Here is a 23,256-nt window from a genome sequence, read left to right as displayed (position 1 = left end):
GCACAACCGCCCAACCCCCGGGTCGGCGAAGGGCCGGAGCCGGGACCGGCGGCCGGAGCGGAACCCCCGGAAACCGGTACGGAAGCCTCCGTGCCCGTTTTCCCGAGCCGCCGCCGACCCACCCTCGCAGCCCGTTTCCCGCGACCACCCCGCGACCGCCCTCCCGGCCGCTTCCGCGACCACCCCGGGACACCGTCCCGGCCGCCTCCGTGCCCGCCCCACCGGCCCTGCCTGTGTCAGGAGACACATCCGTCGCGAGGCACCCCTCGCATGCTGCGCCTTTGACTCGCACCCTACGGAGCCTTTTGCGTTCCTTTACTTCTGCAAGCCCCTTTTCGTTTGCCTGTAGCAACCAACGGCTCATATGGTTGCCCTAAGCAACAACATGAACTGATGAGATGTCTGGGGGTCCCGTGGCCGCACGGAGTCAGTACGAAGAGCTGGCCCGGCAACTCAGCGCCGTAGGGGCCGTCAAGCGGGGTCTCGCCCGCAGCCTGCCCGCCGACTGTCCGGCCGGCTCCGCCGTCGTGCTGTCCCTTCTCCGGAAGCACGGCGAGATGCGGATCAGCCGGCTGGCCGAGTTGCTGGACGTCGACATGTCGGTGACCAGCCGCCATGTCGCCCACGTGGCCGAACGCGGCTGGATCGAGCGGTACCCCGACCCGGCGGACAAGCGGTCCCGCATCCTGCGGCTGACCCCCGACGGGATCGATGTCCTCGGCGATCTGAACCGGCGGACCACCGAGATGTTCGCCCACAACCTCTCCGACTGGTCCGACGACGAGGTCGGACAGCTCAACACGCTGTTGACCCGGCTGCGCGACAGCTTCACCTGTCGCGGCCCCGGTGGGTGCGGCCCCGGGAAGCACGGCGGCGACTGCCGTTCCCGGCAGTCCGACGGCGACAACGACCTGCACACCCGTACACCTGTGTAACAGAAGCAAAGACAAGGAACTCAATGGCTACGACCACACCCACCGGTGTGCGGGGCGGCCACGCCAAGCACGGGGGGTCATCCGATCCCTCGTCCGGCGCGCCGATGACACACCGGCAGATCATGGAGGCCCTGGCCGGGCTGATGCTCGGCATGTTCGTCGCGATCCTGTCGTCGACGGTCGTCTCCAACGCCCTCCCGGAGATCATCTCCGACCTCGGCGGCGGCCAGAGCGCCTACACCTGGGTCGTCACGGCCTCGCTGCTGGCGATGACCGCCACCACCCCCCTGTGGGGCAAGCTCGCCGACCTGTTCAGCAAGAAGCTGCTGGTCCAGATATCCCTCGTCATCTATGTCGCGGGTTCGGTCGTGGCCGGTCTGTCGACCAGCAGCGGCATGCTGATCGCCTGCCGCGTGATCCAGGGCATCGGCGTCGGCGGTCTCTCCGCCCTGGCGCAGATCGTGATGGCGGCGATGATCGCCCCGCGCGAGCGCGGTCGTTACAGCGGTTACATCGGTGCGGTGTTCGCCGTCGCCACCGTCGGCGGCCCGCTGCTCGGCGGTGTCATCACCGACACCAGCTGGATGGGCTGGCGCTGGTGCTTCTACGTCGGTGTGCCGTTCGCCGTCATCGCGCTGATCGTGCTCCAGAAGACGCTGAAGCTCCCGGTCGTGAAGCGCGAGGTCAAGGTCGACTGGTGGGGCGCGTTCTTCATCAGCGCCGCCGTGTCGCTGCTGCTCGTCTGGGTGACCTTCGCGGGTGACAAGTACGACTGGCTGTCCTGGCAGACCGCCGTGATGGTCGCCGGTTCCGTCCTCCTCGGCGCGGTCTTCGTCGCCGTCGAGACCCGGGCCAGCGAGCCGATCATCCCGCTGCGCCTCTTCCGCAACCGCACCATCACGCTGGCCTCGCTGGCCTCGCTGTTCGTCGGCATCGCGATGTTCGCCGGCACCGTCTTCTTCAGCCAGTACTTCCAGCTGGCGCGCGGCGAGTCGCCGACGATGTCCGGTGTCCTGACGATCCCGATGATCGCGGGCCTGTTCATCTCCTCGACCGCCTCGGGCCAGATCATCACCAAGACCGGCCGCTGGAAGGCCTGGCTGGTCGGCGGCGGCTTCCTGGTCACCGCCGGGCTCGGGCTGCTGGGCACCATCCGGTACGACACGGAGTACTGGCACATCGCGGTCTACATGGCCGTGATGGGTCTCGGCATCGGCATGATGATGCAGAACCTGGTGCTCGCCACGCAGAACCAGGTCGACCCGTCCGATCTCGGTGCCGCCAGCTCCGTCGTCACCTTCTTCCGTTCCCTCGGCGGTGCGATCGGGGTCTCGGCGCTGGGCGCCGTCATGGCCAACCGGGTCACCCACTACGTCAAGGACGGCCTGGCGGACCTCGGTCCCCAGGGCGCGGCCATGGGCCACGGCGGTACCGGCGGCGGGGGCATCCCCGACCTGGACAAGCTGCCCGAGCCGTTCCGCACGGTCGTGGAGAGCGCCTACGGGCACGGGGTCGGCGACGTCTTCCTGTACGCCGCTCCGGCCGCGCTGGTCGCCTTCCTGATCACGATCTTCATCAAGGAGGTCGCGCTGAAGTCGAACACGGTGAGCGAGACCCCCGCCGTCGAAGCCACCGCTGTCGAGGCCACCGCCGTCGAGTCCGCCGTCACGGACACGGTCCCCGTCGCCGCCGCGGTCGAGGCCCCGGCCGCCGCCGTGGAGACCCGGACCGCCACCGCCACCGCCGTCGCACCGGCAGCCGTCGCCGTCGAATCGGCCGGGAGCGCCCCCGCCCCGGCCGACACCCTGGAGGCGCCGGTCGCCACCACGCACGGCACGGCCGTGCGCGGTGTGGTCCGCGGCTCCGAGGGCGCGCCCCTGGCGGGTGCCGCCGTCACGCTGATCTCGCTGGCGGGCCGGCAGCTGGGACGCTCCGTCGCCCGGCCCGACGGCGGCTACGAGCTGGACGCGCCGGGCTCCGGCAGCTACGTCCTGATCGCGTCCGCCGACGGCTTCCAGCCGCAGGCGTCCACCGTGGTCGTCGGCGACGAGCCGGTCGCGTTCGACATCCTGCTCTCCGGTACGAGCGGACTGGCCGGGACCGTGCGGACCGCGGAGACCGCCGAGCCGGTCCGGGGCGCCATGGTCATCGTGACCGATGTGCGCGGCGACGTACTGGCCACGGGCGCGTCCGGCGAGACGGGCGAGTTCGTCTTCGGGGAGCTGGTGCCCGGTCCGGTGACCGTCGCGGTGAACGCCGCCGGGTTCCGTCCGCTGGCCCTGCCGGTGGAGATCGGCGGCCAGGGCGTCACCCGGATCGAGGCCGCGCTGCGGTCCGGCGCCCTGGTGCGGGGCGTCGTGCGGGCCGGTGCCGCCCGGGGGCCGCTGGCCGACGCACGGGTGACATTGGTGGACGCGGCAGGCAATGTGGTCGCCACCGCGACGACCGGGGAGGACGGGGCGTACGCCTTCGCCGACCTGGACGCGGGCGAGTACTCGGTCATCGCGACCGGCTACCCGCCGGTGGCCGGCGCGCTGACCGTGGCCGGTCACGGGGTCGACGGCCACGACATCGAACTCGCCCACCCCGGCGAGTAACGGACCTCCGGCGGGGGCGGCGCTTCGAGCGGAGGCGCCGCAGCCGCGGGTGGAAATGGGCCCCGGTGGCGGGGACGGCAGGCAGGGGACGGCCTGCCGTCGTCGCCCCGGGGCCCGACTCATGGGGGCACCGAGCAGAACGAGCAGTACCGGCAAGGCGAGCAGGAAGAGCAGGGAGAGACGGATGGGACTTCGCGCACAGGTACGGACGCGGGACGGCTGGGCGGTCCAGCACGCGATCGTGACGGTCACCGACATGACCGGCGCGCAGGTGCTGCGGGCCGCGGCCGACGAGGACGGGGCGGTACGGACCGACACCCCCTTCCAGGCCGGCGCGTACACGGTGATCGTCACGGCGATCGGGTACGCCCCCGCCGCCTCCACCGCCCTCGTCACGGCGAGCGGCCGGGTCGAGGCCGGCACGGTGGTGCTGGCCCGCCAGGGCGGCGTGGAGCTGCCGCCGCCGGGCACCTGGTCGCTGGACCCGGCGCACTCCTCGGTCGGCGCGTCGGCGCAGCACCTGGGGATCTCCAGCGTGCGCGGCCGGTTCACCGATTTCAGCGGCCGGATCGAGATCTCGAAGGACGTCGAGCAGTCCCGGGTGGAGGCCGTGATCGGCGCGGCCAGCATCGACACCGGCAACGGCATGCGGGACAAGCACCTGCGCTCGCCGGACTTCCTGGACGTGGACCGGTTCCCGGAGATCACGTACCGCTCGAACGGGCTGTCCCCGGTCGGTCCCGACCGCTGGCTGGTCCACGGCGAGCTGTCGCTGCACGGCGTGGTGCGCCCGGTGGACCTGCACCTGAGCTACCTGGGCACCGGCCCGGACCCGTGGGGCGGGGTGCGCGCGGCCTTCAACGCGACGGCGGAGCTGCACCGCGAGGACTTCGCGATGAACTACAACCAGGTGGTGCGGGCGGGCATCTCGGCGATCGGCACGACGCTGCGGGTGGACCTCGACATCCAGGCCGTGCAGGGCGACTCCCTGCCGTCGTGATCCGGCTCCGGGCCGTGCGGGGCGGGCCCCGTCGTCGTGGTCCCGGTCGTGGTCCGGGCCGTGCGGGGCGGGCCCCGTCGTCGTAGCCTGCGGGCATGGCACCGAACATCGCGACGAACACGACCGTGGAGCTCGACGGCCTGCTCGCCTTCGTACGGCCCCGGCACCGGGCGATCCTGTTGACCGCCCGGGCCGACGGCCGTCCGCAGGGCTCCCCGCTGACCTGCGGTGTCGACGACGCGGGCCGGATCGTCGTCTCGACCTACCCCGAGCGGGCCAAGACCCGCAACGCGAAGCGGGACCCGCGGGTCAGCGTGATCGTGCTGTCCGACGAATGGAGTGGCCCGTGGGTGCAGATCGACGGGGTGGCGGAGGTGATCGACGCACCGGAGTCGGTCGAGCCGCTCGTCGAATACTTCCGCAACATCTCCGGTGAGCACCCGGACTGGGACGAGTACCGGACGGCGATGGTCGAGCAGGGCAAGTCGATCATCCGGATCACCCCGGAGCGCTGGGGTCCGGTCGCCACCGGCGGTTTCCCGGCCCGCCTGTCGTCCGGCGGCTGACAACCGGGCGGGCCCCGCCCGGGCCCGTGTACGGCGGCCGACGGCCGTACGCCCCTCGCGCCCGGGCCCCGCTACCGGCCCCGCTACCGGTCCCGCAGCGCCTCGATGCCCGCGATGAGCAGGTCCAGGGCGACGTGGAAGTCGCGGTCGCGGATCTCCTCGACCGTGTCGCCGCCGCCGGCCTCCATCAGCTCCTGCGCGGACTCCATGATCCGGTTCGCCTGCGGCTGGTCCCGGACGGTCCCCAGCGCGTACTGGTAGTACTCCTGCTGGGTCATGCCCGCGGCCGCGCTGCGCTGGACGAAGTGGCCCTCGATGGTGCCGAATCCGTACACGAACTGGAAGACCGCGGAGATCGCGCCGGCCTGGCGTTCCAGGGGCAGGCCCGTCGCCCGGATCACGTCCTGGACGGAGTGCGACATCAGCAGCGCGTGCGGGCCGATGTTGAGGTAGTGCCCGGCGAGCGTGGACACCCAGACGTGCCGGACCAGCAGGCTGCGGTACTCGGTCGCCAGTTCGCGCAGCCGGTCGTGCCAGTGCGCGTCCTCGCGCAGGGGCGGCAGTTCGCCGAAGGCCGCGTCGAGGGCCAGTTCCAGCAGGTCGTCCTTGTTGTCCACGTACCAGTAGAGGGACATCGCCGTGACGTTCAGCTCGGCGGCGAGCCGGCGCATGGAGAACTTGGCGAGGCCCTCGGCGTCCAGCAGCCGGACCGAGGCCGCGGTGATCCTGTCCCGGTCCAGGCCGGGCTGCTGGTCCGCCCGGCGGGTGCGTGACGGCGCCGACCGGTCCAGCCACACGCTGGGCCTGGCGGGCTTCTTCACACGACCGGTCGCGGACACCATGGCGCAACTCTCCTCATCTTGCCCGTGGGGGACGGGACCCTGCCTTTGGGACGGTTCCGCCACGTGCGCCCGTGCGCGCGCGGCGGACCTGCGGCAGGACCCGCACGCCCCGGCACGATGCTATGCCGCGGTCCCCGCAGTGGCTCCCCGAGCGTCTTCGGTCCGCTCCGCACGGCGCAGGAGCAGTGCGGCGAGCAGCCCGCCGGCCAGCACCGCGGCCGCCCCGACGAGCTGACTGGTCTCCAGCCCCGAGGCGAAGGCGTCCGTGATCCGCGCCCGTTCGCCGTCGTCGCCGGCCGAGGCGAGCGCGGCGGGCAGCGACGCGGTTCCGACGGCGGCCGGGACGAGGGCCCCGAACCGGGAGTTGAGGACCGCACCGAGCACGGCCACGCCCAGGCCGTTGCCGAACTCGGCGAGCGTGCCGTTGACCCCGGCGCCCACGCCCGCCTTCTCCGGCGGAATGGCGCTCATGATCGCGTTGGCCATGGCGGGCCCGGCGAGCGCGATGCCCACCCCCATCACGACCAGGCCGAGCAGCATGCCGCCGTAGCCGTTGCCGCCGAGCAGCGCGACGGCGGCCAGCCCCGCGGACAGCAGGCCCATCCCGGCCGCGATCGTGACCGGCGTGCCCAGCCTGGGCACCAGCCTGGCGCTCAGGCCGGTGAGGTTGAGGGCGATGACGCTCAGCGCCATCGGGGCGGTGCGCAGACCGGCCTCCAGCGGCCCGTGGCCGAGGACGAACTGGAGCTGCTGGGTGAGCAGGAAGAGCGAGCCGCCCATCCCGAAGGCCACGAGGATCGCGCCCGCGACCGCCCCGACGAACTTCTCGTTGCGGAAGAAGTGCATGTCCAGCATCGGGTACGGGATGTGCAGCTCCCACAGCACGAAGGCGGCGACGAAGGCGATGCCGACGGCGGCGGTCAGCAGCACCCGGCCCGACGTCCAGCCGTGCTCCGGGCCGGAGATGATCGCGTACACGGTGGCCGCCATGCCGATGGTGGAGAGCAGCGCGCCGAGCAGGTCGGGACGGTCGCCGCTGGGGTTCCTGGTCTCCGGGACCAGCCGCGCGACGGCGATCAGGCCGAGCAGCGCGACCGGAATGTTGATCAGGAAGATCGCACCCCACCAGAAGTGGTCGAGCATCACCCCGCCGACCAGCGGCCCGACGGCGAAGCCGAGCGAGCTGACGGTCGACCAGATGCCGATCGCCTTGATCCGCTCGCTGTCGTCGAAGATCTGCACGACGACGGCCAGGGTCGTGGTCATCAGCAGCGCGCCGCCGATGCCCATGCCGGCGCGGGCCGCGATCAGCTGCCCGGACGACTGGGACAGCCCGGCCGCCAGCGAACCGACGCCGAACAGGGCGAGCCCCGTGATGAGCATCTTCTTGCGGCCGTAGCGGTCGGCGGAGCTGCCGGCCGTGAGCAGCAGGCCCGACTGGACGAGCGAGTAGGCGTTGATCATCCACTGCACATCGGCGGTGGATGCCTTCAGCTCCCGGGTGAGGGAGGGGATCGCGACGTTGAGGACGGTGTTGTCCAGCAGCACGGTGAGCTGGGCGAGACAGATGACGCCGAGGATCAGCCAGCGTTGCGGATGGCTCGGCGGCGAGAGGGGGCTCTGCTCCGCGGCGGTCGCCGTCATACGGTTCCCCGCTTTCCTATACGACGTACAAGAGATGGTCGTTGTACACCGTACAAGGGTTCTCGTACGGTGTACAACGCGTTTGTCCGCGGTACCTTGCTCGCCGCTGATCCGACAAGGGCTGGAGTGGTATGTCACTGCGTCGTCGTACGGTGGGAGTGCTCGTCGCGGCAGGGCTGTCGGGGGCCGTTCCGGCGCCTCCCGCGTCGGCCGCGGAGACGGCGGCGGGGCGGGGGCCCGCGGTGCCGCTGCGCGTGGTCACGTACAACATCCACGCGGGCGCGGACGCGGACGGCGTCTTCGACCCGGCCCGCCAGGCCGCCGAACTGCGCGCGCTGGACGCCGATGTGATCGGGCTCCAGGAGGTCGACTCCCACTGGGGCACCCGCAGCGAGTGGCGCGACCTGGCGGCGGAGCTGGCCGAACGGCTGGACATGCGGGTGTCGTTCGCCCCGATCTACAGCCTCGATCCGCAGGACCCCGGGGCGCCCCGGCGCGAGTTCGGGGTGGCGGTGCTGTCCCGGTACCGCGTGGTGGGCGCGGAGAACCACGAGATCACCCGGCTCTCCACCCAGGACCCCGACCCGGTGCCCGCGCCCGCGCCCGGTTTCGGCGAGGTGGTCCTGCGGGTGAAGGGGCTGCCGGTGCACGTGTACGTGACGCACCTCGACTACCGGGCCGATCCGGCCGTACGGGCCGCCCAGGTCGCCGACACCCGGCGGATCATGGCCGAGGACGGGCGCAGGGGCGGGGACGGGGCGGCCGGGCCGGGGGCGGTTCGGCAGATCCTGCTCGGCGACTTCAACGCGCCGCCCACCGCACCCGAACTCGCCCCGCTGTGGAAGGAGTTGACGGACGCCGATCCGGGCGGGCCGACGTACCCGGCGGCGGCCCCGGCACAGCGGATCGACTACGTGGCGGTGTCGAAGGGCTCGGTGCGGGTGCGCGACGCGGCGGTGGCCGAGACACTCGCCTCGGACCACCGCCCCGTCGTCGCGGACCTGCTGCTGCGGCGCTGAGCCCCTGGGCCCCCTGGGCCCTTGCGCCCCTGCGCCCCTGCGCCCCTACGTGTCGATCTTCGGGCTGGTCAGGTCGTAGAAGGTGGCACTGCCGACCGTGACCTCCTCGAAGTTCTCCGCCACCCACGAGGAGATCGAGGACGAGGTGCCGTCGCCACCGCCCGGACCGCCGCCCATGCCGCCCGTGCCGCTCCCGATGAAGTAGTGGATCCGGCCCTCCTCGACGTACTCCTTGAACCGGGAGAGCGTCGGGGACGGGTCGCTCCCGTTGAAGCCGCCGATCGCCATCACCGGTTCCTCGGTGGCGAGTTGGTAGCTCGCGGCATTCTGCGAGCCGATGGCGGCCGCGACCCAGGTGTAGTCCCCGGCGTCCTTCTCCAGGAGTTTCTTCGCCTCGGAGCCGACGGACGCGCCGTTGAGGAGGCCGCCCATGCCACCGCCTCCGCCGCCGCCGGGACCGCCCCGACCGCCCTCGAACGTGCCGCCGGGCATCCCGCCGGGGAAGGTGCCGGTGGTGCCGCCGGGAGGCGTCCCCTGGTTCGGTCCCTGGTTCGAGCCCTGACCGGCTCCTGGGGTCGTGCCCGGGTTCGTGCCCGGGTTCGTGCCCGGCTGGTTGCCGTTCTGCTGACTGCCGCCGTTCTGCTGGTTGCCGCCGTTCTGCTGGTTGTTCTGGCCCGGGGGGCGCATGCCGCCGGGGAAGCCGCCGTCCCCGCGTCCGCCGCGACCGCCGCCGCCCGGACCGCCCATCGGGCCGCCGCCGGAGGGCCCCGCCGTGACGATCGAGCCCTGGTGCCCGGTGCTCAACGTGCTGAGGGTGTACGCCGTCGGGCCCGCCAGCGACGCGGCGAAGCCCACCGCCACCACCGCGACAGCCAGCCGGCGCCCCGCCCGCGCGACGAACAGCAGCCCGACCGCACCCGCCAGGCCGCCGAAGAGGACCGCCCAGCGCAGCCAGGGAAGGTGGTCCGGGGCCCGGCCCAGCAGGACGTACGCCCAGAGCGCGGTCACGGCGACCGAGCCGGCCAGCACCGCACGCGTCCACCACCTGGCCCGTTCCTCCCACAGGACCGTGACGCCCATGCCGATGAGCGCGGCGAGGTACGGGGCCAGGGCGACCGTGTAGTACTGGTGGAAGATGCCCGCCATGAAGCTGAAGACCACCGCCGTCATCAGCAGCGAGCCGCCCCAGGCGAGGAACGCCGCGCGGGCGGTGTCGGTGCGCTTCGCCCGCCGGGTCAGCACGACGCCCGCGACGAGCAGGATCAGCGCGGCGGGCAGCAGCCAGGAGATCTGGCCGCCGATCTCGGAGTTGAACATCCGGCCGATGCCGGTCTCCCCCCACTGACCGCCGCCGCCACCGCCGCCGGGACCGCCGCCCCGGCCGCCCCCGCCGACGCTGCCGGTCTCGTTGCCGTTGATCCGGCCGAGGCCGTTGTAGCCGAAGGTCAGCTCCAGGAAGGAGTTGTTCTGCGAGCCGCCGATGTACGGGCGCGACGAGGCGGGCCACAGCTCGACGATCGCGACCCACCAGCCGCCCGCGACGGTCATCGCCAGCGCCGAGAGCCCCAGCTGGCCGAACCTCCGGCGGACGGACACCGGCGCGAACACCGCGTACAGCACGGCCAGCGGCGGCAGGATCAGGAACGCCTGCAGGGTCTTCACCAGGAAGGCCGCCCCGACCGCGACCCCCGCCCACACCAGCCACGCCGTCCGGCCGTTCTCCATCGCGCGCAGCACGCAGTGGACGGTGACGGTCATCAGCAGCGCCAGCAGCGCGTCCGGGTTGTTGAAGCGGAACATCAGCGCGGCGACCGGCGTGAGCGCGAACACCACCACCGTGATCAGCCCGGCCGCGGCGTTGAAGCGGCGGCGCACCGCCGCGTACAGCACTCCGGCCGTGGCCACCCCCATCAGCACCTGCGGGGCCAGGATCGCCCAGGAGCCGAGGCCGAAGACCCGTACCGACAGGGCCATCGGCCACAGCGAGGCGGGCGGCTTGTCGACGGTGATCGCGTTGGCAGCGTCCAGCGAGCCGAAGAAGAGGGCCTTCCAGCTGCGGCTGCCCGCCTGGGCGGCGGCGGAGTAGAAGGAGTTGGCGTAGCCGGAGGCGCTGAGGTTCCAGAAGTACGCGAGCGCGACGACCAGCAGCAGGCCGAGGAAGGCCGGGCGCACCCAGCGCGGGTCCTCGGGCCGGCCCCGCAGGACGCGGCCCGCCGGGCCGCCCGGACGCCCGTGGCCCGGCGCGGCGGCGGCCGGGGACGAGGACGGCGAAGGCGAAGGCGGCGAGGACGGCATCGGGGGCGGGTCCTGCGGGGGCGGGAAGCGATCGGGATGCAGCGTGCTCATCGGGCGTTCCCCTGTTCGTGGTGGGTGTCTGCGGCGGTCCCGGCGGTCTCGGTGACCCCGGTGGTCTCGACGGTCCCGGTGCCCCCGGTGACCCCGGTGGCCCGGTCCGGGAAGACCCAGGCGCGGAAGAGCAGGAACCGCAGTACGGTCGCCGCGAGATTGGCCGCGATCAGCACGGCGAGTTCCGTGCCGTGCGACGGCGATCCGGAGGCCGCCCCCAGCGCGGCCAGCGAACCGCTGGTCAGGGCGAGGCCGATGGCGAGGACGACAAGGCCCTGTGCCTGGTGGCGGACGGCCCCGCCCCGGCCCCGTACCCCGAAGGTGAGCCTCCGGTTGGCCGCCGTATTGGCGACGGCCGAGACCAGCAGGGCGCCTCCGTTGGCGAGCTGCGGGCCGACGCCCAGCCGGAAGAGCGAGTACAGGGCGAGGTAGAGGAGCGTGGAGAGCGCGCCGACGGCGCAGAACCCGACGAGCTGGCGGGCCAGGCCGCCGGGCACCCCCTTCAGCACGCGGTCGCGCGGATCGTCCCCGAAGGGCCGCGCCAGCCGGTCCAGCGGCAGTGCGCCGACCGCCAGCGCCCGCCCCACCCGCCACACGCCCTTCAGGTCCTCCGTGGCCGTCCGCACGATGTGGACGGTGGAGTCGGGGTCGTCGACCCAGTCGACCGGCACCTCGTGGATGCGCAGCCCGGCCCGCTCGGCGAGGACCAGCATCTCCGTGTCGAAGAACCAGCCGGTGTCCTCGACCATCGGCAGCAGCCGTTGCGCCACCTCGCGGCGGATCGCCTTGAACCCGCACTGCGCGTCGCTGAACCGGGCGGCCAGCGACGAACGGAGGATGAGGTTGTAGGCGCGCGAGATGAACTCCCGCTTCGACCCGCGCACCACCCGCGAGCTGCGGGCCAGCCGGGAGCCGATGGCCAGGTCGGAGTGGCCCGAGATCAGCGGCGCGACCAGCGGCAGCAGCGCGTTGAGGTCGGTCGAGAGGTCGACGTCCATGTACGCCAGGACCGGGGCGTCCGAGTGCGACCAGACGGTGCGCAGCGCCCTCCCGCGGCCCTTCTCCTCCAGCCGGTACGACCGCACCCGGGGCATCGCCGCCGCGAGCCGGGCCGCCACCTGCGGCGTCCGGTCGGTGCTGGCGTTGTCCGCGACGGTGATCCGGAAGGCGTACGGGAAGGTGCGCGTCAGATGCTCGTGCAGGCGCAGCACACAGGGTTCGAGGTCCTTCTCCTCGTTGTAAACGGGTACCACCACGTCGAGCACGGGGGCACCCGCCGGACCGGCCGCGTCGGCTGTCGCGGCGAGCAGGTGGTCCCGGGCCGGCAGGGCGCTCCGGGGAGTGTCGGTTCGCATGCCCCGACGTTCGCCAACCGCGCTGTCACACCGATGTGCCGAGCCTGTCCCCCACCTGTGAATGCGCCGGCGCGTGCGGCGGCGGAACCGGCAGGTGCACGGCGAAGACCGTGCGCCCGGGCGCCGATTCCACCTCCACCCGGCCGCCGTGCGCGGTGACGACGGCCTCCACGATGGCCAGCCCGAGCCCGGTCGAGCCCGCGCTGCGCGAACGCGAGGCGTCACCGCGCGCGAACCGTTCGAAGACGTGCGGCAGCAGTTCCGGCGGGATGCCGGGCCCGTCGTCCCGGACCTCCAGCGTCACCCGCGGCCGACCGGTCGCGGCCCGCACGACGACCGTCACGGTCGTGCCGGGCGGGGTGTGGGTGCGGGCGTTCGCCAGCAGGTTGACCAGCACCTGGTGGAGCCGGGTCGGGTCGCCGTGCACGGTCGCGGGCTCGTCCGGGAGTTCCAGACGCCAGTGGTGACCGTCCCCGTCGGCGGCGCGGGCGTCGCTCACGGCGTCGACGACGACCGGGGAGAGGTCGGTGCGCTCCGGGGCGAGCGGGCGCCCGGCGTCCAGCCGGGCGAGCAGCAGCAGGTCCTCCACCATGCCCGTCATCCGCTCCGCCTCGGACTCGATCCGCCCCAGGGCGTGCCGGGTGTCGGGCCCGGTCTCCTCGCGCCCGCGCCGGGTCAGCTCGGCGTAGCCGCGGATCGAGGCCAGCGGGGTGCGCAGTTCGTGGCTGGCGTCCGCGACGAACCGGCGCACCCGCGTCTCGCTCTCCTGACGCGCCGCCAGGGCCGAACCGACGTGGCCCAGCATCCGGTTGAGCGCTGCGCCCACCTGGCCGACCTCGGTGCGCGGGTCGGCCTCGGCGTCCGGCACCCGTTCCAGGAGCGCCACCTCACCGCTGTGGAGCGGGAGTTCGGAGACCCGGGTGGCGGTCGCGGCGATCCGGCGCAACGGGCGCAGCGCGACGCCGACGATGACGGCGCCCGCGATGCCGGCCGCGATCAGGCCCGCCCCGGTGACGCAGACCTCGACGAGGATCAGGATGGTGAGCGCGGAGCCCACCTCGGCGGCGGGGAGGCCCACGACGAGGGTCTTCCCGTTCGGGTCCGTGACCGCCCGCACCCGGTTGGAGCCGAGCCCCGGCAGGTCGACGTTCCGCGCCCCGTCCCCGGCGGCGATGTCCGCCGCCGCCAGGGCGTCGCGCTGGGCGGCGGTCATCGGCTGCCCGCTGTCCTCGTCCCCGGGCCCCGGTGCGGTGGCGCTCTCCACGACCACCCGTGACCCGGTGACCGAGCCGTCGTCCGCCACCACGGCCCCGAAGGCGCCGACGGGCAGCCCGCGCGCGTCGACGAAGGCCAGCGGGTCGCGGGTCCACGGCCGGTCGCCGCCGGGCATCGGCAGCCCGCCGCCGGGCGGCTTCGCGGCCCGTACGGCGACGGCGTCCAACTGGTCGTCGAGCTTCTTGTACATGTAGCTGCGGTAGGCGATGGTGGTGACCGACCCGATGACCGCGGCGACGACGGCGATCAGCGTCACCGCCGAGACCACGAGCCGGGTCCGCAGCGTCCACGGCCCCTTCCGCGACCACCGCCCCGCGCGTCCCGCACGTCCTGTGCGCCCCACGCGTCCCGTGCGCCCAGCACGCCCCGCCCGTCCCGTGGTGCCCATCGGGGTCACTCCCCGGGCTTGATGAGGTATCCCGCCCCGCGCCGGGTGTGGATCATCGGCGACCGCCCGGCGTCGATCTTCTTGCGCAGGTACGAGATGTACAGCTCGACGACGTTGGCCTGGCCGCCGAAGTCGTAGTTCCACACCCGGTCGAGGATCTGCGCCTTGCTCAGCACCCGCTTCGGGTTGCGCATCAGGAAGCGCAGCAGCTCGAACTCGGTGGCGGTGAGGTGGATGGAGGTGCCGCCCCGGCTCACCTCGTGGCTGTCCTCGTCGAGCACCAGGTCGCCGACGGTGAGCGTCGAGCCGCTGCGCGCGGTCGCCGTGCCGGAGCGCCGGATCAGTCCGCGCAGCCGCGCCACGACCTCCTCCAGGCTGAACGGCTTGGTGACGTAGTCGTCGCCGCCCGCCGTGAGACCGGCGATCCGGTCCTCCACCGCGTCGCGCGCGGTCAGGAACAGCACCGGTACCTCGGCGAGTTCCCGGCGCAGCCCGCCGAGCACGGCGAACCCGTCCGTGTCGGGCAGCATCACGTCGAGGATCACCACGTCCGGCCGGAAGTCCCGCGCCATCCGGACGGCCCCGGCACCGTCCCCGGCGCTGCGCACCTCCCAGCCCTCGTAGCGCAGGGCCATGGACAGCAGCTCGGCGAGCGGTGCCTCGTCGTCCACCACCAGCACACGGACGGGGCTGCGGTCCGCCCTCAGCAGTTCGGTACGCCCCTGGGGCGAGGCCGTCGTGGTCCGGGGCGAAGGCGCCGCCGTCCGGGGCGAGGGTGCCGCCGTCCGATGCGAAGGCGTCGTGGTCCGGGGCGGAGTCGTGGTCCGGGGCGAGGTCGTCGTCATGCCCCAACCCTGTGAGGCCCCTCTGAGAGAGGTCTTTCCCGTTTCTGTGAATTCCCTGAGAAAACCCGGAGGACGGACCGCCCCGGCAGGTCAGTCCACGCCGAACAGCGCGCTCGCGTTCCCGTGGCAGACCGCCCGCAGCCAGTCGTCCCCCAGCCCCAGCCGTTCCAGCGCGTGCAGCTGGTGCGCGTACGGGTACGGGATGTTCGGGAAGTCCGTGCCCAGCAGGATCCGGTCGCCGAGCGCCGCGAGCCGCCCCCGCTCGGCCGCCGGGAACGGGGTGAGCTCCTCCGTGAAGTCCGTGAACGCCATCGTCGTGTCGAGCCGCACCCGCGGATACCGCTCCGCGAGGTCCAGGAAGTCCGTGTACTCCGGCATCCCCATGTGGGCCACGATCAGCGGCAGCCGGGGGTGCCGGGCGAGCAGCCGGCCGACCGGTTCGGGGCCCGTGTGCTTCCCGGGCGCCGGGCCCGAGCCGCAGTGCATCACCACCGGGACGCCGGCCTCCGCGAGCAGCCCCCAGACCGGTTCCAGCAGCGGGTCGTTGGCGTCGTACGCGCCGACCTGGACGTGCGACTTGAAGACCCGCGCCCCCGCCTCCACGGCCTCGCGCACGTACCGCTCCACGCCCTCCTCCGGGAAGAAGGTCGCGGTGTGCAGGCAGTCCGGCACCCGGCGCGCGAAGTCGGCCGCCCAGCCGTTCAGCCAGGCCGCCATGCCGGCCTTGTGCGGGTACAGCATCGAGGTGAACCGGCGGACGCCGAACGAGCGCAACAACGCGAGCCGTTCGTCCTCGTCGTGCCGGTAGGCGATCGGCCACTCCATCCCGGTCAGCGGACCGGCCGAGTCGAAGTACGCCCAGACCTTGCGGAGCACCCGTTCGGGCATGAAGTGCGTGTGGACGTCGATGAGTCCGGGCAGCCCGAGCCGCTCCCGGAACCGCACGACGTCGTCGATGTCACCGCTCGTGCCGCTCATCCCGTACGCCTCTCTCCCGGCCGTCGGACGGACCACCGTCCCGGACCGACGATCCCAGAGCCCCCCGTTCCCCGCCCCACCGGCCCCTGACCTCGCCTGTCTCACCCCTGCACCTGCCCCTGCCCTGCCCCGCTCCTCCGGCTCAGAACAGCCCGCCCTGCACCCCGCCGCCCCCGATGTCGCCCAACGGCACCCGGGCCCCGCTCCCCGCCCCGGCGGCCCCGAGCTCCCACCCCGTCATCAACCGGGTGTCCAGCACCACGGGCCCGTCCGTCGCCGTCTCCAGGTGCAGATCGGGCCCGGCCGCCGCCACCAGCCGCCCCACGACCGCGCCCCCGTCCACCAGCTCGGTGACCGCCCACGCCACCTCCACCCCGCCGTCGAGCCCGAACAGCGCGGCATGGTCGACCGCCTCCAACGGCAACCGCTCCAGCGTCTCCGGCCACCCCGCCCCCTCCAGCGCCACGGCCCGCCCGTACAGCCCGGCGACCTCCGCACCGCGTTCCGCCGCCCCCGGCAAGGCTCCTCGCACCGCCCTCTTCCTCGCGTACGGAATCCGGTCCGGCACCCCGAGCGCCGACCGCAGCACCTCCTCCGTGCGGCGGCACGCCATCAACGGCCCGCGCCCCAGCCAGCTGAACACCACGGCCCCCTGCTCCCGCAGCCGCGCCGCGCCCCGCTCCTCCGCGGTGATCCCGACCTTCACCATCCCGGGCCCGAACCACGCCAGATACACCCGGTACGTCCTCGGGTCGTCGACGATCGTGTCGGCGGCCACCGAGTGCGCCCGGTCCAGCCGCGCACACTCCGGGCACCGTGCCCCCGTGCTCCGCCCCGGCACCACGGCCCCCACCGGGCACACGTTCCCCCGAGCGCCGACGCAGTGCCGCTCACCCCCGGCCCGGAACCCCAGCTCCGCCCCGTACGCCGGCGCGCTCTCCCGCACCTCTCCGCCCCGCCGCCACCCCAGCACGGGCACCCCCCGCTCCTCGGGCCACCGCATCCCGGTGCACTGCCACCCCATGTGTACAAACCCCCGCGCAGGACCACTGAAAAGAACCCCAAGGCTCCCAGAAGAACCCCGCCCCGGGGGAACCACGTCCCCCGGCCCCGCCGCTCACCGCTCACCGGGCGGCATCACACCCCCGGCCACCGCCCGGTGCGGGCGAACTCCTGGAGAACGGCCTCGTGGGGCGCGCAGTCGAGCCCCTGCGCCCGCGCCCGGTCCGGGTCGAGGCACGTCGCCCGGTACGGCTCGGCGGTGTCCCCGATGACGGTGACCAGGCTGCCCCGCACCCCCTCCTCCCGCATACGGGCCGTCAGCCGGCAGATCCCCCAGAGGTTGGTTCCGGTGGCGGGCCCCGCCTCGATCCCGGTGACGGTGCAAAGCCACCGGGTGGCGGCGATGGACGCCGCGTCCGGTACCGGGATGACCAGGTCCATCACCGTCGGCAGGAAACCGGGCTCGGTCCGCGGGCGGCCGATGCCCGGTATGCGCGAGGGCATCCCCGTGGCGTAGTCGGCGCAGCCGCTCGCCCACGCCGGGAAGTAGGCCGAGTTCTCCGGGTCCACCACCGCGAGCCGGGACCGGTACCCGTGCCTCCGCAGATGGCGCCCGATCGTGGCCGACGTCGTACCCGTCCCGGCGCCGACGACGATCCACGCGGGAACGGGGTGCGGTTCGCCCTCCATCTGCTCGAAGATCTCGTCGGCGACGGTCGGCTCACCCGATCCTGCCGTCGCCGGCTCCGCGTCGGTGAAGTGGTCCAGGAACCAGCCGCCGCACCGCCCGGCCAACGCTCCCGCCTCCTCCTGCACCGCGGCCGGAGGCAGTTCGCCCACCTGCCAGCGCCCGCCCTCCCGTTCGATCCCGGCGAGGGCACGCGCGGGAGTCCGCCCCGGTACGACCGCCGTGAACTCCAGCCCCAGAAGCCTCGCGAAACGGGCTCCGGCGACAGCGACCGCCCCGCTCGTCGCGGCGATCACGGGCGTGTCCGCCGTGAGGGTTCCGCTCGCGATCGCATGGCAGAACATGGCCCGCACCAACCGGTACTTCATGCTGCCGGTGGGATGCGCCGACTCGTCCTTGGCATGGACCTCGACGTCCTGGAAGGCGGGGCCCGGAAGCCGGAGCCGACGCAGCGGCGTCGGTGCCGGAAGGCCGTCGCCCCGTACCCGCCGGATCGCGTCGACCGCCCACCCGTGCGGATGCACCACGCCCATGACCGTCCTCCCCGACACCATCGACATCGACGTGCCCGTCACCGTACGGCCGACGCAGGAAGCCCTGGAAGCCGGGGAGCCCGGGGAGCCCCGGAAGGCCTGGGAGGACGGGGAGCCCCGGAGGACCACGCCTCCCGCCGGCTCCCCCGGCGTCCACGAGCAGCCGCGCCCTACACCCCGTCCGCGGCACGCCGGGCGGTCACCAGGTAACCCGCGAAGCGGAGCTTCGGCCTGGCCTTCGCCCACCCGTCCGCCGCCTCGACCGGAACCAGCACGGTCGTGCCCGGAACGGGGCAGTTCACCTGGTCCGTGAAGCCCGGGAGCACCTCGTAACGGCAGTGCACCTCGTCGATCGACACCACCTCCACCGAGGTGGGCGCGGTCTCCTCCCCCTGGCCGTGGTGCTCCTCGCGGAAGTCGATCCCGGCCGCGCGCTCGCCGCCGACGACACCGGTGTACTCCTCCGGATCGGCCTCCAGCAGCGTCCACGAGACGACGTCCCCCGGCGCGAAGCGCTCTCCGCAGCACTGCATCTGCCAGTCATCGACCCAAATCGTCAAAGTCATGCGGCCATTTTCTCGCTGACGCGGATGCTCTCGGTCAGGGGTGCATTGCGGTGGGGCACAAGGGCCTTCTGATCGCTCGGCGGAGATGTCGCAATCCACACCGAACCCGGAGAAGACCCTCACTCGTTCAAGATCCGCAAGCCGTGGGATACGTCACCGACCTCCGTGGCCGGAACACCGCCCGCCGCTTTGCCGCAGTTGCGAACATCGCTCCTGCGGCTCTCGCCCGTTACGACTGTGCCGTCCGGCACGAGAGCCAGTCGTATGCGTGGCGCGGGAGGTGAGTCATCCAGCCGAACGAGGCTCTCCTCGCCTCACCGGACCTCTGCCGCCCCAAGTGCGCCCCGCATAAAGTTGCGGCATCTGATCACACTCGGGGGAGAGATCTTCACCGAAGGCGACACCTCACCGGGCAGCGCGGCGCCGACTCGGATGCGCCCGAACCATCTGGCCCCACTCGATGGCAGTGGAGGCTCGCCGTCCGGCGGCAAGGACCTCGCCTCGAGCCCGGCCGAGAAGAAGAAGGCGGCCGAGGCGATCGAGAAGCACCTGGAGCCGGACACTCATCGGGACGGTACTCAGGCGCGCGAGAGCACAGGGGCAGCCGCACGGGAGTTTGAGGGGTGGCTCACCGGCCCTGCCCTGAAGACCGCGCGTAAGACGTGGAGCGAGCAGCTCACCACGCTGATGAACCGCCTCGGCTCGGAGAAGGTCGCATTGCGCGCCACGAACACGCTGCTGCAGAACACCGACACAGGCGTGGAGTTGGGGATCCGCAAGTCCTCCGCGCTCGACTCGCTCTGATCGCGCAGACCCAACCGAACTGCGAGCGCTGCAATAGGAGTTCAGGCGTGGCGACGTACTACGAGATCATGGGCACCGACCTGTCCAAACTCACCGCTGCTGCCGATGACTGGGCCACCATGGCCAAAGACTTCGACAAGCTGGCGCGGGCCTACGAACAGGACGTGCGCAAGATCTCCCTCGGTGACACATGGGTGGGCCTGAGTGCCGACGCTGGCTCCGCGCGCTTCGACGTGACGTGGAAGGAGTACCAAGGGGCGCAGAACGAGGCGAAGGCCGTCGCTGAACTGCTCCGTGACGCACACGCGGAATTCAGTCGTCTTCGAAAGAAGATCGAGCATGTGCGAGAGGACGCGGTGAAGTCCGACATGAAGGTATCCGAGCAAGGCTCGGTCGAATTCGACACGTCCAAGCTGAATCATGGCGATTACACGGCCTACGCGCACGACCCTGATTACCAAGAGAGCGCTCGCCAGGCTGCTGCCGGATGGACCGAACAACTGGACGCGGCAGTCGCGGCCCTGAACGACGCGGACGAAGGATTCAAGGTCGCCCTCGCCTCACTGATTCAGGACAAGAACCCCCTGGACGGCACGGTCGGCGGTTTCAACCGTGACGTGGAGTCGAACCCGTACCCGTCGCTTGAGGAGACGGCGAAGGCGCAGCACATCCCCAAGGGCAAGAAGGCGGTCGCCGAGTGGTGGCGTGGCCTTGATCCGGTAACGCGCGGCATCCTCCTCCAGGAGAAGGGCGACGAACTGCGCAAGGCGGGGATCATGAGCCCGCTGTACAAGTGGCATGCTGCTGATGAGGGTTCCGGAGCGTTCAACACCGAAGATCCGACGGCCAAGGATCTGTGGTACCTGGCTCGCGCGCAGGCCATCGCGGCCGGCGGCGACTTCACGGGGGAGAACGCCGCGTCGCGCAACATGGAGCACTATCTGGGTAAGTCGGGTGAGCCGCTGGATCTGGACATCGACCGCATCCTCAAGGACGATTCCGGCTTTCGCGACGACGTCTCGGTCCACATCGCTCAGAACCAGGACACGTGGCGTCGGCAAGGGCTCGATGCCTTCGAGAGGGCCGGCAACGACAGGACAGTCGTCGTGCCGGTGGAGAGCAAGGCAGTCGGTCGCACCTTCCAGAGCGACGAGTGGTTCCACGCGGTCGGCTCCCACCAACAGAATGTGTCGGGGATGGTCACCGTCACTCCCGGGGCCGACGGCAAGCCCAAGGTCTCGCTCGACTACCAGGCCAACGTGTGGGACCGGTACAACTGGGACGCCGGCAAGTCGGCCACTTTCCCCGGAGGCGTGGTGGTCCCGGACTCCGAGATGGGACGCCTCCACAAGACCGGTCTTGCCCAGGAGTTCGACATGCGGGGCAGCAGCTCCACGTGCACGTACGACCTGGACAACGACGCACAACCGACGGTCGACCCACCGGACCAAGGACGAGAAGGAACCCGCGGCGATGTCTCCCGCGGCGACGAGGAGAACCGGTGACGATCAAGCGAGGTGCCGCCCTCATCTCGGCGCTGACTGCCGCCCTCCTGCTTTCCGCGTGCTCCAGCCCGGACACGGACGATCGTCGTGTGACCGACGGGCGCACCTCGCAGTGGGACAAGAACGCCGGCGCGCCCGAGGCGTCGGCGTTCATGGACGTGGCGGCGCCGACGGGTGCGACCGAGGTCAAGGGAGCCGTACAGATCAACCCGCAGGAGGACATCTACCTCCTCTCGTTCGTCACCAGCGAGAAGAAGGCCGAAGACATCGCGAAGGACCTTCGTTCCGAAGAACCGCTCAAGGCGAAGAAGGTGGACTTCGCCCCGGATGGCGAGCTCTTCGAGCACCTGGGGCTGGCCGAGCCCCAGACGCTGAAGGAAACACGCTCGGCCGGGGTCTGCCCCCCGTGCGTGAAGGACGACCGCCGCAAGAAGGTGCAGTGGATCGACATCTACGTCCAGACACTCAAGGACGATCAGGCCAGGGTCTACCTGAAGGCGTTCTGAGCTCAGTCTCAGCCGAGCACGGCGGCCCAATCGGGGAGCCTCGGCTTCGAAGGACGGCATACGCTCACCGGGCCGGCCGGGCGCAAACGGTCTTTCCGCAATACTGGCGCGGGTGCCAGGTCACCGACTCGGCAAGGGCCATGATCAAAGGCAGGCCGCGCCCGTCCTCGGGCATCTCGTCCAGGTCGGGTGAATCGAGGGAGGGGCCGGGAAGCGACCCTGTGGCGAGGATCTGCTCAAAGTTGTCGAAGTGCACGACAAGGTCGGAGAGTTCAGCAACGAGACTGCCGTCCTCGCATACCGCGAGCCGCATTTCCATGAGCTTGCCCCTGCGATGCGCGTGACGCAGGGCGTTGGAAGAGAGCTCCGCGACGACCTGGGTGGCCGTGTCGCTGTCGCCGATCCAGCCAAGCTCCGCCGCCCAGCGGCGCGCGTGAAGCCGTATCAAGGACAGGCTGCGCGGGACCATCGTGTACTGCACCGACCGGGATGATCTCGGCGGCGAGGCCCGCCCAGGCGGTGCCGGTGTGGCGCTGAAGGCCGGTGCCGGTGTCGCGGTACTGGCCGCGGCAGGTACCGGCCGCGCTGCAGGGAGTGATGGGAGGCTTCCCCCGATGGCGAGGTTGCGCAGGGAGGCCATGGCGCGGGGCAGGGTGCCGGTGCGGACCTTGGAGCCGTCTTCGCGGAACGTGCGGTCCCGGACGTGGTGCAGGAGGCTCTCGATACCCCAGTGGCCTCTGATCCAGGTGGCGAGTTCGGCGCAGGTGGCGTCGAAGACACTCAGGCTGGTGATCCGGTAGACGCGCTCGATGGTCAACTTTCCGGTGCTCACGTCGCGTCGCCACCGTACGACTTGGATCGCCTGGCGGGCGCCGGGGTAGTCGAGGTGGCTGAAGGCGGCGGCCCTGAGCCGGCGGACCTCGTCGCGGTGGTGGGCGTGGTCGCGAGTGCGGTGCCCGAGCGGGATGTACACCCAGGGCAGCTTCCTGACCTGGGTGTACAGGCCCGGGTGGTTCTTCTTCACGACGGCCACGCAGTGCGTGCCGCGACTGGTCGGACAGGCCCCGTGGTCGTGCTGGGGGTGCAGGGCGTCGGCGGTCACTGCCGTGTTCTCCAGCTCGAGACCGTCCAGCAACGGCGCGAAGGAGGGAATCTCGTTGCTCTTGGAAGCGACCTGCCGCTGGGCCAGGACCATGCCGTCGTGGGCCGCTGCCAGTAGCTGGATCGATGCGGCCGTCGGCTACTGGAACATCTGGCTCATCGCCGCCGGCCACACCCCCGCATCGGCCGACCGCTGGGCCGCCAAGATCCCCGCCCGGCACACCGCCCCCGGCGAGGGCATCACCGCCTTCGCCACCGCCAACAACAACGTCTGGGCCGAGATCAGCACCCCCAACCCCGACCTCTGGACCCTGCGCCTCGCGGCCGCCGCAACCACCTGGCGCGAATACCGTCGGGCTCCTTGAACCGGCTCGCCGTCGCGGACTGTCCGAGCGAGCTGCCTGCCAGTCGGCCGGAGCAGCCTGGCCGGTGTCCTGTTCGGACAGTGCCAGGGACACGTCGAAGAGAACAGCAACAGGCCGGACAGTGGCAGCAGGACGTCCGACCGATCCGACAGCCACCCCAGAAGAAGTTGCCATCAGCCGTTGCCGTCACGACACAACGCAAGAGGCCCCGGATTTCTCCGGGGCCTCTTGCTTGCTGTGCACTCGGCAGGATTCGAACCTGCAACCTTCTGATCCGTAGTCAGATGCTCTATCCGTTAAGCTACGAGTGCTTGGCGTTCCGGGCTTTTTTCTTCCCGGTCGGCGTTGCGAGAACAACATTACATGACCTGCGCCGTAGCGCGAAATCCATTAGCC

General features: G+C 71.7%; 20 protein-coding genes and 1 tRNA gene. 9 read left to right on the top strand and 12 right to left on the bottom strand.

Annotated features, from left to right (window positions below; all coding sequences use genetic code 11):
• Positions 1-413: 413 nt before the first annotated feature.
• The 4 genes from ABZZ04_RS01500 (at position 414) to ABZZ04_RS01485 (ending at position 5,098) form a co-directional block, all read left to right on the top strand.
• The gene (locus ABZZ04_RS01500) at positions 414-935 is read left to right on the top strand and encodes a MarR family transcriptional regulator (RefSeq protein ID WP_356930151.1); all 522 of its coding nucleotides are present in this window, start codon (positions 414-416) and stop codon (positions 933-935) included.
• A 23-nt stretch (positions 936-958) separates the two neighbouring features.
• Positions 959-3,532: a DHA2 family efflux MFS transporter permease subunit gene (locus ABZZ04_RS01495; RefSeq protein ID WP_356930150.1), complete on the top strand. Its 2,574-nt coding sequence runs from the start codon at positions 959-961 to the stop codon at positions 3,530-3,532.
• 184 nt (positions 3,533-3,716) lie between these two features.
• Positions 3,717-4,532, top strand: a complete 816-nt coding sequence (locus tag ABZZ04_RS01490; protein WP_356930149.1) for a YceI family protein — start codon at positions 3,717-3,719, stop codon at positions 4,530-4,532.
• 95 nt (positions 4,533-4,627) lie between these two features.
• Entirely contained in the window at positions 4,628-5,098 is a 471-nt protein-coding gene (locus ABZZ04_RS01485) for a PPOX class F420-dependent oxidoreductase (RefSeq protein ID WP_356930148.1), read from the top strand.
• Between the two features lie 83 nt (positions 5,099-5,181).
• Here the strand turns inward: ABZZ04_RS01485 and ABZZ04_RS01480 are convergent, their stop codons facing one another.
• Together ABZZ04_RS01480 and ABZZ04_RS01475 are read right to left on the bottom strand one after the other, a co-directional pair.
• On the bottom strand, positions 5,182-5,940 hold the full coding sequence (locus ABZZ04_RS01480) for a TetR/AcrR family transcriptional regulator C-terminal domain-containing protein (protein WP_356930147.1): 759 nt from the start codon (positions 5,938-5,940) through the stop codon (positions 5,182-5,184).
• Between the two features lie 120 nt (positions 5,941-6,060).
• On the bottom strand, positions 6,061-7,584 hold the full coding sequence (locus ABZZ04_RS01475) for an MFS transporter (protein ID WP_356930146.1): 1,524 nt from the start codon (positions 7,582-7,584) through the stop codon (positions 6,061-6,063).
• 131 nt (positions 7,585-7,715) lie between these two features.
• Between ABZZ04_RS01475 and ABZZ04_RS01470 the strand changes: the two genes are divergently transcribed.
• The gene (locus ABZZ04_RS01470; RefSeq protein ID WP_356930145.1) at positions 7,716-8,603 is read left to right on the top strand and encodes an endonuclease/exonuclease/phosphatase family protein; all 888 of its coding nucleotides are present in this window, start codon (positions 7,716-7,718) and stop codon (positions 8,601-8,603) included.
• A gap of 45 nt (positions 8,604-8,648) precedes the next feature.
• Here the strand turns inward: ABZZ04_RS01470 and ABZZ04_RS01465 are convergent, their stop codons facing one another.
• The 8 genes from ABZZ04_RS01465 to ABZZ04_RS01430 all read right to left on the bottom strand — a co-directional run bounded on the left by ABZZ04_RS01465 (position 8,649) and on the right by ABZZ04_RS01430 (position 18,579).
• Positions 8,649-10,898, bottom strand: coding sequence for a glycosyltransferase family 39 protein (locus tag ABZZ04_RS01465; RefSeq protein ID WP_356930252.1), 2,250 nt, complete (start codon positions 10,896-10,898; stop codon positions 8,649-8,651).
• Positions 10,899-10,945: 47 nt separating this feature from the next.
• Positions 10,946-12,304 carry a bifunctional glycosyltransferase family 2/GtrA family protein gene (locus tag ABZZ04_RS01460; RefSeq protein WP_356930144.1) on the bottom strand — a complete coding sequence of 453 codons (1,359 nt, stop codon included), beginning with the start codon at positions 12,302-12,304 and terminating at the stop codon, positions 10,946-10,948.
• 25 nt (positions 12,305-12,329) lie between these two features.
• A complete protein-coding gene (locus ABZZ04_RS01455; protein WP_356930143.1) occupies positions 12,330-13,922 on the bottom strand; it encodes a HAMP domain-containing sensor histidine kinase in 1,593 nt (530 codons plus the stop codon).
• A gap of 50 nt (positions 13,923-13,972) precedes the next feature.
• Positions 13,973-14,812, bottom strand: coding sequence for a response regulator transcription factor (locus tag ABZZ04_RS01450; protein WP_356930142.1), 840 nt, complete (start codon positions 14,810-14,812; stop codon positions 13,973-13,975).
• A 90-nt stretch (positions 14,813-14,902) separates the two neighbouring features.
• Positions 14,903-15,790: an amidohydrolase family protein gene (locus ABZZ04_RS01445; protein WP_356930141.1), complete on the bottom strand. Its 888-nt coding sequence runs from the start codon at positions 15,788-15,790 to the stop codon at positions 14,903-14,905.
• 142 nt (positions 15,791-15,932) lie between these two features.
• The gene (locus ABZZ04_RS01440) at positions 15,933-16,814 is read right to left on the bottom strand and encodes a DUF2797 domain-containing protein (RefSeq protein ID WP_356930140.1); all 882 of its coding nucleotides are present in this window, start codon (positions 16,812-16,814) and stop codon (positions 15,933-15,935) included.
• Positions 16,815-16,927: 113 nt separating this feature from the next.
• Positions 16,928-18,013 carry a pyridoxal-phosphate dependent enzyme gene (locus ABZZ04_RS01435; RefSeq protein ID WP_356930139.1) on the bottom strand — a complete coding sequence of 362 codons (1,086 nt, stop codon included), beginning with the start codon at positions 18,011-18,013 and terminating at the stop codon, positions 16,928-16,930.
• A 170-nt stretch (positions 18,014-18,183) separates the two neighbouring features.
• The gene (locus ABZZ04_RS01430) at positions 18,184-18,579 is read right to left on the bottom strand and encodes a DUF6578 domain-containing protein (RefSeq protein WP_356930138.1); all 396 of its coding nucleotides are present in this window, start codon (positions 18,577-18,579) and stop codon (positions 18,184-18,186) included.
• A 354-nt stretch (positions 18,580-18,933) separates the two neighbouring features.
• On the opposite strand from ABZZ04_RS01430, the gene ABZZ04_RS01425 reads away from it, so the two are divergent.
• Genes ABZZ04_RS01425 through ABZZ04_RS01415 form a run of 3 tightly spaced genes read left to right on the top strand, consistent with a single transcriptional unit; the run spans position 18,934 to position 21,394 of the window.
• Positions 18,934-19,383, top strand: coding sequence for a hypothetical protein (locus ABZZ04_RS01425; protein ID WP_356930137.1), 450 nt, complete (start codon positions 18,934-18,936; stop codon positions 19,381-19,383).
• Between the two features lie 47 nt (positions 19,384-19,430).
• A complete protein-coding gene (locus ABZZ04_RS01420) occupies positions 19,431-20,888 on the top strand; it encodes a hypothetical protein (RefSeq protein ID WP_356930136.1) in 1,458 nt (485 codons plus the stop codon).
• Positions 20,885-21,394 (top strand): hypothetical protein, encoded by a 510-nt coding sequence (locus ABZZ04_RS01415; RefSeq protein ID WP_356930135.1) that lies wholly within the window; start codon positions 20,885-20,887, stop codon positions 21,392-21,394. The genes ABZZ04_RS01420 and ABZZ04_RS01415 overlap by 4 nt, the downstream gene beginning before the upstream one ends.
• Positions 21,395-21,458: 64 nt before the next feature.
• Here ABZZ04_RS01415 and ABZZ04_RS01410 read toward each other — a convergent pair whose 3' ends face one another.
• Positions 21,459-22,589 carry an ISAs1 family transposase gene (locus tag ABZZ04_RS01410; RefSeq protein ID WP_356930134.1) on the bottom strand — a complete coding sequence of 377 codons (1,131 nt, stop codon included), beginning with the start codon at positions 22,587-22,589 and terminating at the stop codon, positions 21,459-21,461.
• On the opposite strand from ABZZ04_RS01410, the gene ABZZ04_RS01405 reads away from it, so the two are divergent.
• Positions 22,552-22,860 carry a hypothetical protein gene (locus ABZZ04_RS01405; RefSeq protein ID WP_356930133.1) on the top strand — a complete coding sequence of 103 codons (309 nt, stop codon included), beginning with the start codon at positions 22,552-22,554 and terminating at the stop codon, positions 22,858-22,860. The two genes, ABZZ04_RS01410 and ABZZ04_RS01405, sit on opposite strands and share 38 nt — an antisense overlap.
• A 238-nt stretch (positions 22,861-23,098) precedes the next feature.
• Here ABZZ04_RS01405 and ABZZ04_RS01400 read toward each other — a convergent pair.
• Positions 23,099-23,171, bottom strand: a tRNA-Arg gene (locus ABZZ04_RS01400).
• Between the last annotated feature and the right edge of the window lie 85 nt (positions 23,172-23,256).

The organism is Streptomyces sp. NPDC006435 (assembly GCF_040612315.1).
In the GTDB taxonomy this organism is placed as follows: Bacteria; Actinomycetota; Actinomycetes; order Streptomycetales; family Streptomycetaceae; genus Streptomyces.
The sequence above is the reverse complement of the archived record's forward strand: the minus strand, read 5'-3'. Positions and strand labels throughout refer to the sequence as shown.

Excerpts from the sequence above, each read along its gene's own strand:
- ABZZ04_RS01495 (WP_356930150.1), top strand. The coding sequence starts at position 959 with ATGGCTACGACCACACCCACCGGTGTGCGGGGCGGCCACGCCAAGCAC.
- ABZZ04_RS01490 (WP_356930149.1), top strand. The coding sequence starts at position 3,717 with ATGGGACTTCGCGCACAGGTACGGACGCGGGACGGCTGGGCGGTCCAG.
- ABZZ04_RS01485 (WP_356930148.1), top strand. The coding sequence starts at position 4,628 with ATGGCACCGAACATCGCGACGAACACGACCGTGGAGCTCGACGGCCTG.
- ABZZ04_RS01480 (WP_356930147.1), bottom strand. The coding sequence starts at position 5,940 with ATGGTGTCCGCGACCGGTCGTGTGAAGAAGCCCGCCAGGCCCAGCGTG.
- ABZZ04_RS01475 (WP_356930146.1), bottom strand. The coding sequence starts at position 7,584 with ATGACGGCGACCGCCGCGGAGCAGAGCCCCCTCTCGCCGCCGAGCCAT.
- ABZZ04_RS01470 (WP_356930145.1), top strand. The coding sequence starts at position 7,716 with ATGTCACTGCGTCGTCGTACGGTGGGAGTGCTCGTCGCGGCAGGGCTG.
- ABZZ04_RS01465 (WP_356930252.1), bottom strand. The coding sequence starts at position 10,898 with ATGCCGTCCTCGCCGCCTTCGCCTTCGCCGTCCTCGTCCCCGGCCGCC.
- ABZZ04_RS01460 (WP_356930144.1), bottom strand. The coding sequence starts at position 12,304 with ATGCGAACCGACACTCCCCGGAGCGCCCTGCCGGCCCGGGACCACCTG.
- ABZZ04_RS01450 (WP_356930142.1), bottom strand. The coding sequence starts at position 14,812 with ATGACGACGACCTCGCCCCGGACCACGACTCCGCCCCGGACCACGACG.
- ABZZ04_RS01445 (WP_356930141.1), bottom strand. The coding sequence starts at position 15,790 with ATGAGCGGCACGAGCGGTGACATCGACGACGTCGTGCGGTTCCGGGAG.
- ABZZ04_RS01440 (WP_356930140.1), bottom strand. The coding sequence starts at position 16,814 with ATGGGGTGGCAGTGCACCGGGATGCGGTGGCCCGAGGAGCGGGGGGTG.
- ABZZ04_RS01435 (WP_356930139.1), bottom strand. The coding sequence starts at position 18,013 with ATGGGCGTGGTGCATCCGCACGGGTGGGCGGTCGACGCGATCCGGCGG.
- ABZZ04_RS01430 (WP_356930138.1), bottom strand. The coding sequence starts at position 18,579 with ATGACTTTGACGATTTGGGTCGATGACTGGCAGATGCAGTGCTGCGGA.
- ABZZ04_RS01410 (WP_356930134.1), bottom strand. The coding sequence starts at position 22,589 with ATGGTCCTGGCCCAGCGGCAGGTCGCTTCCAAGAGCAACGAGATTCCC.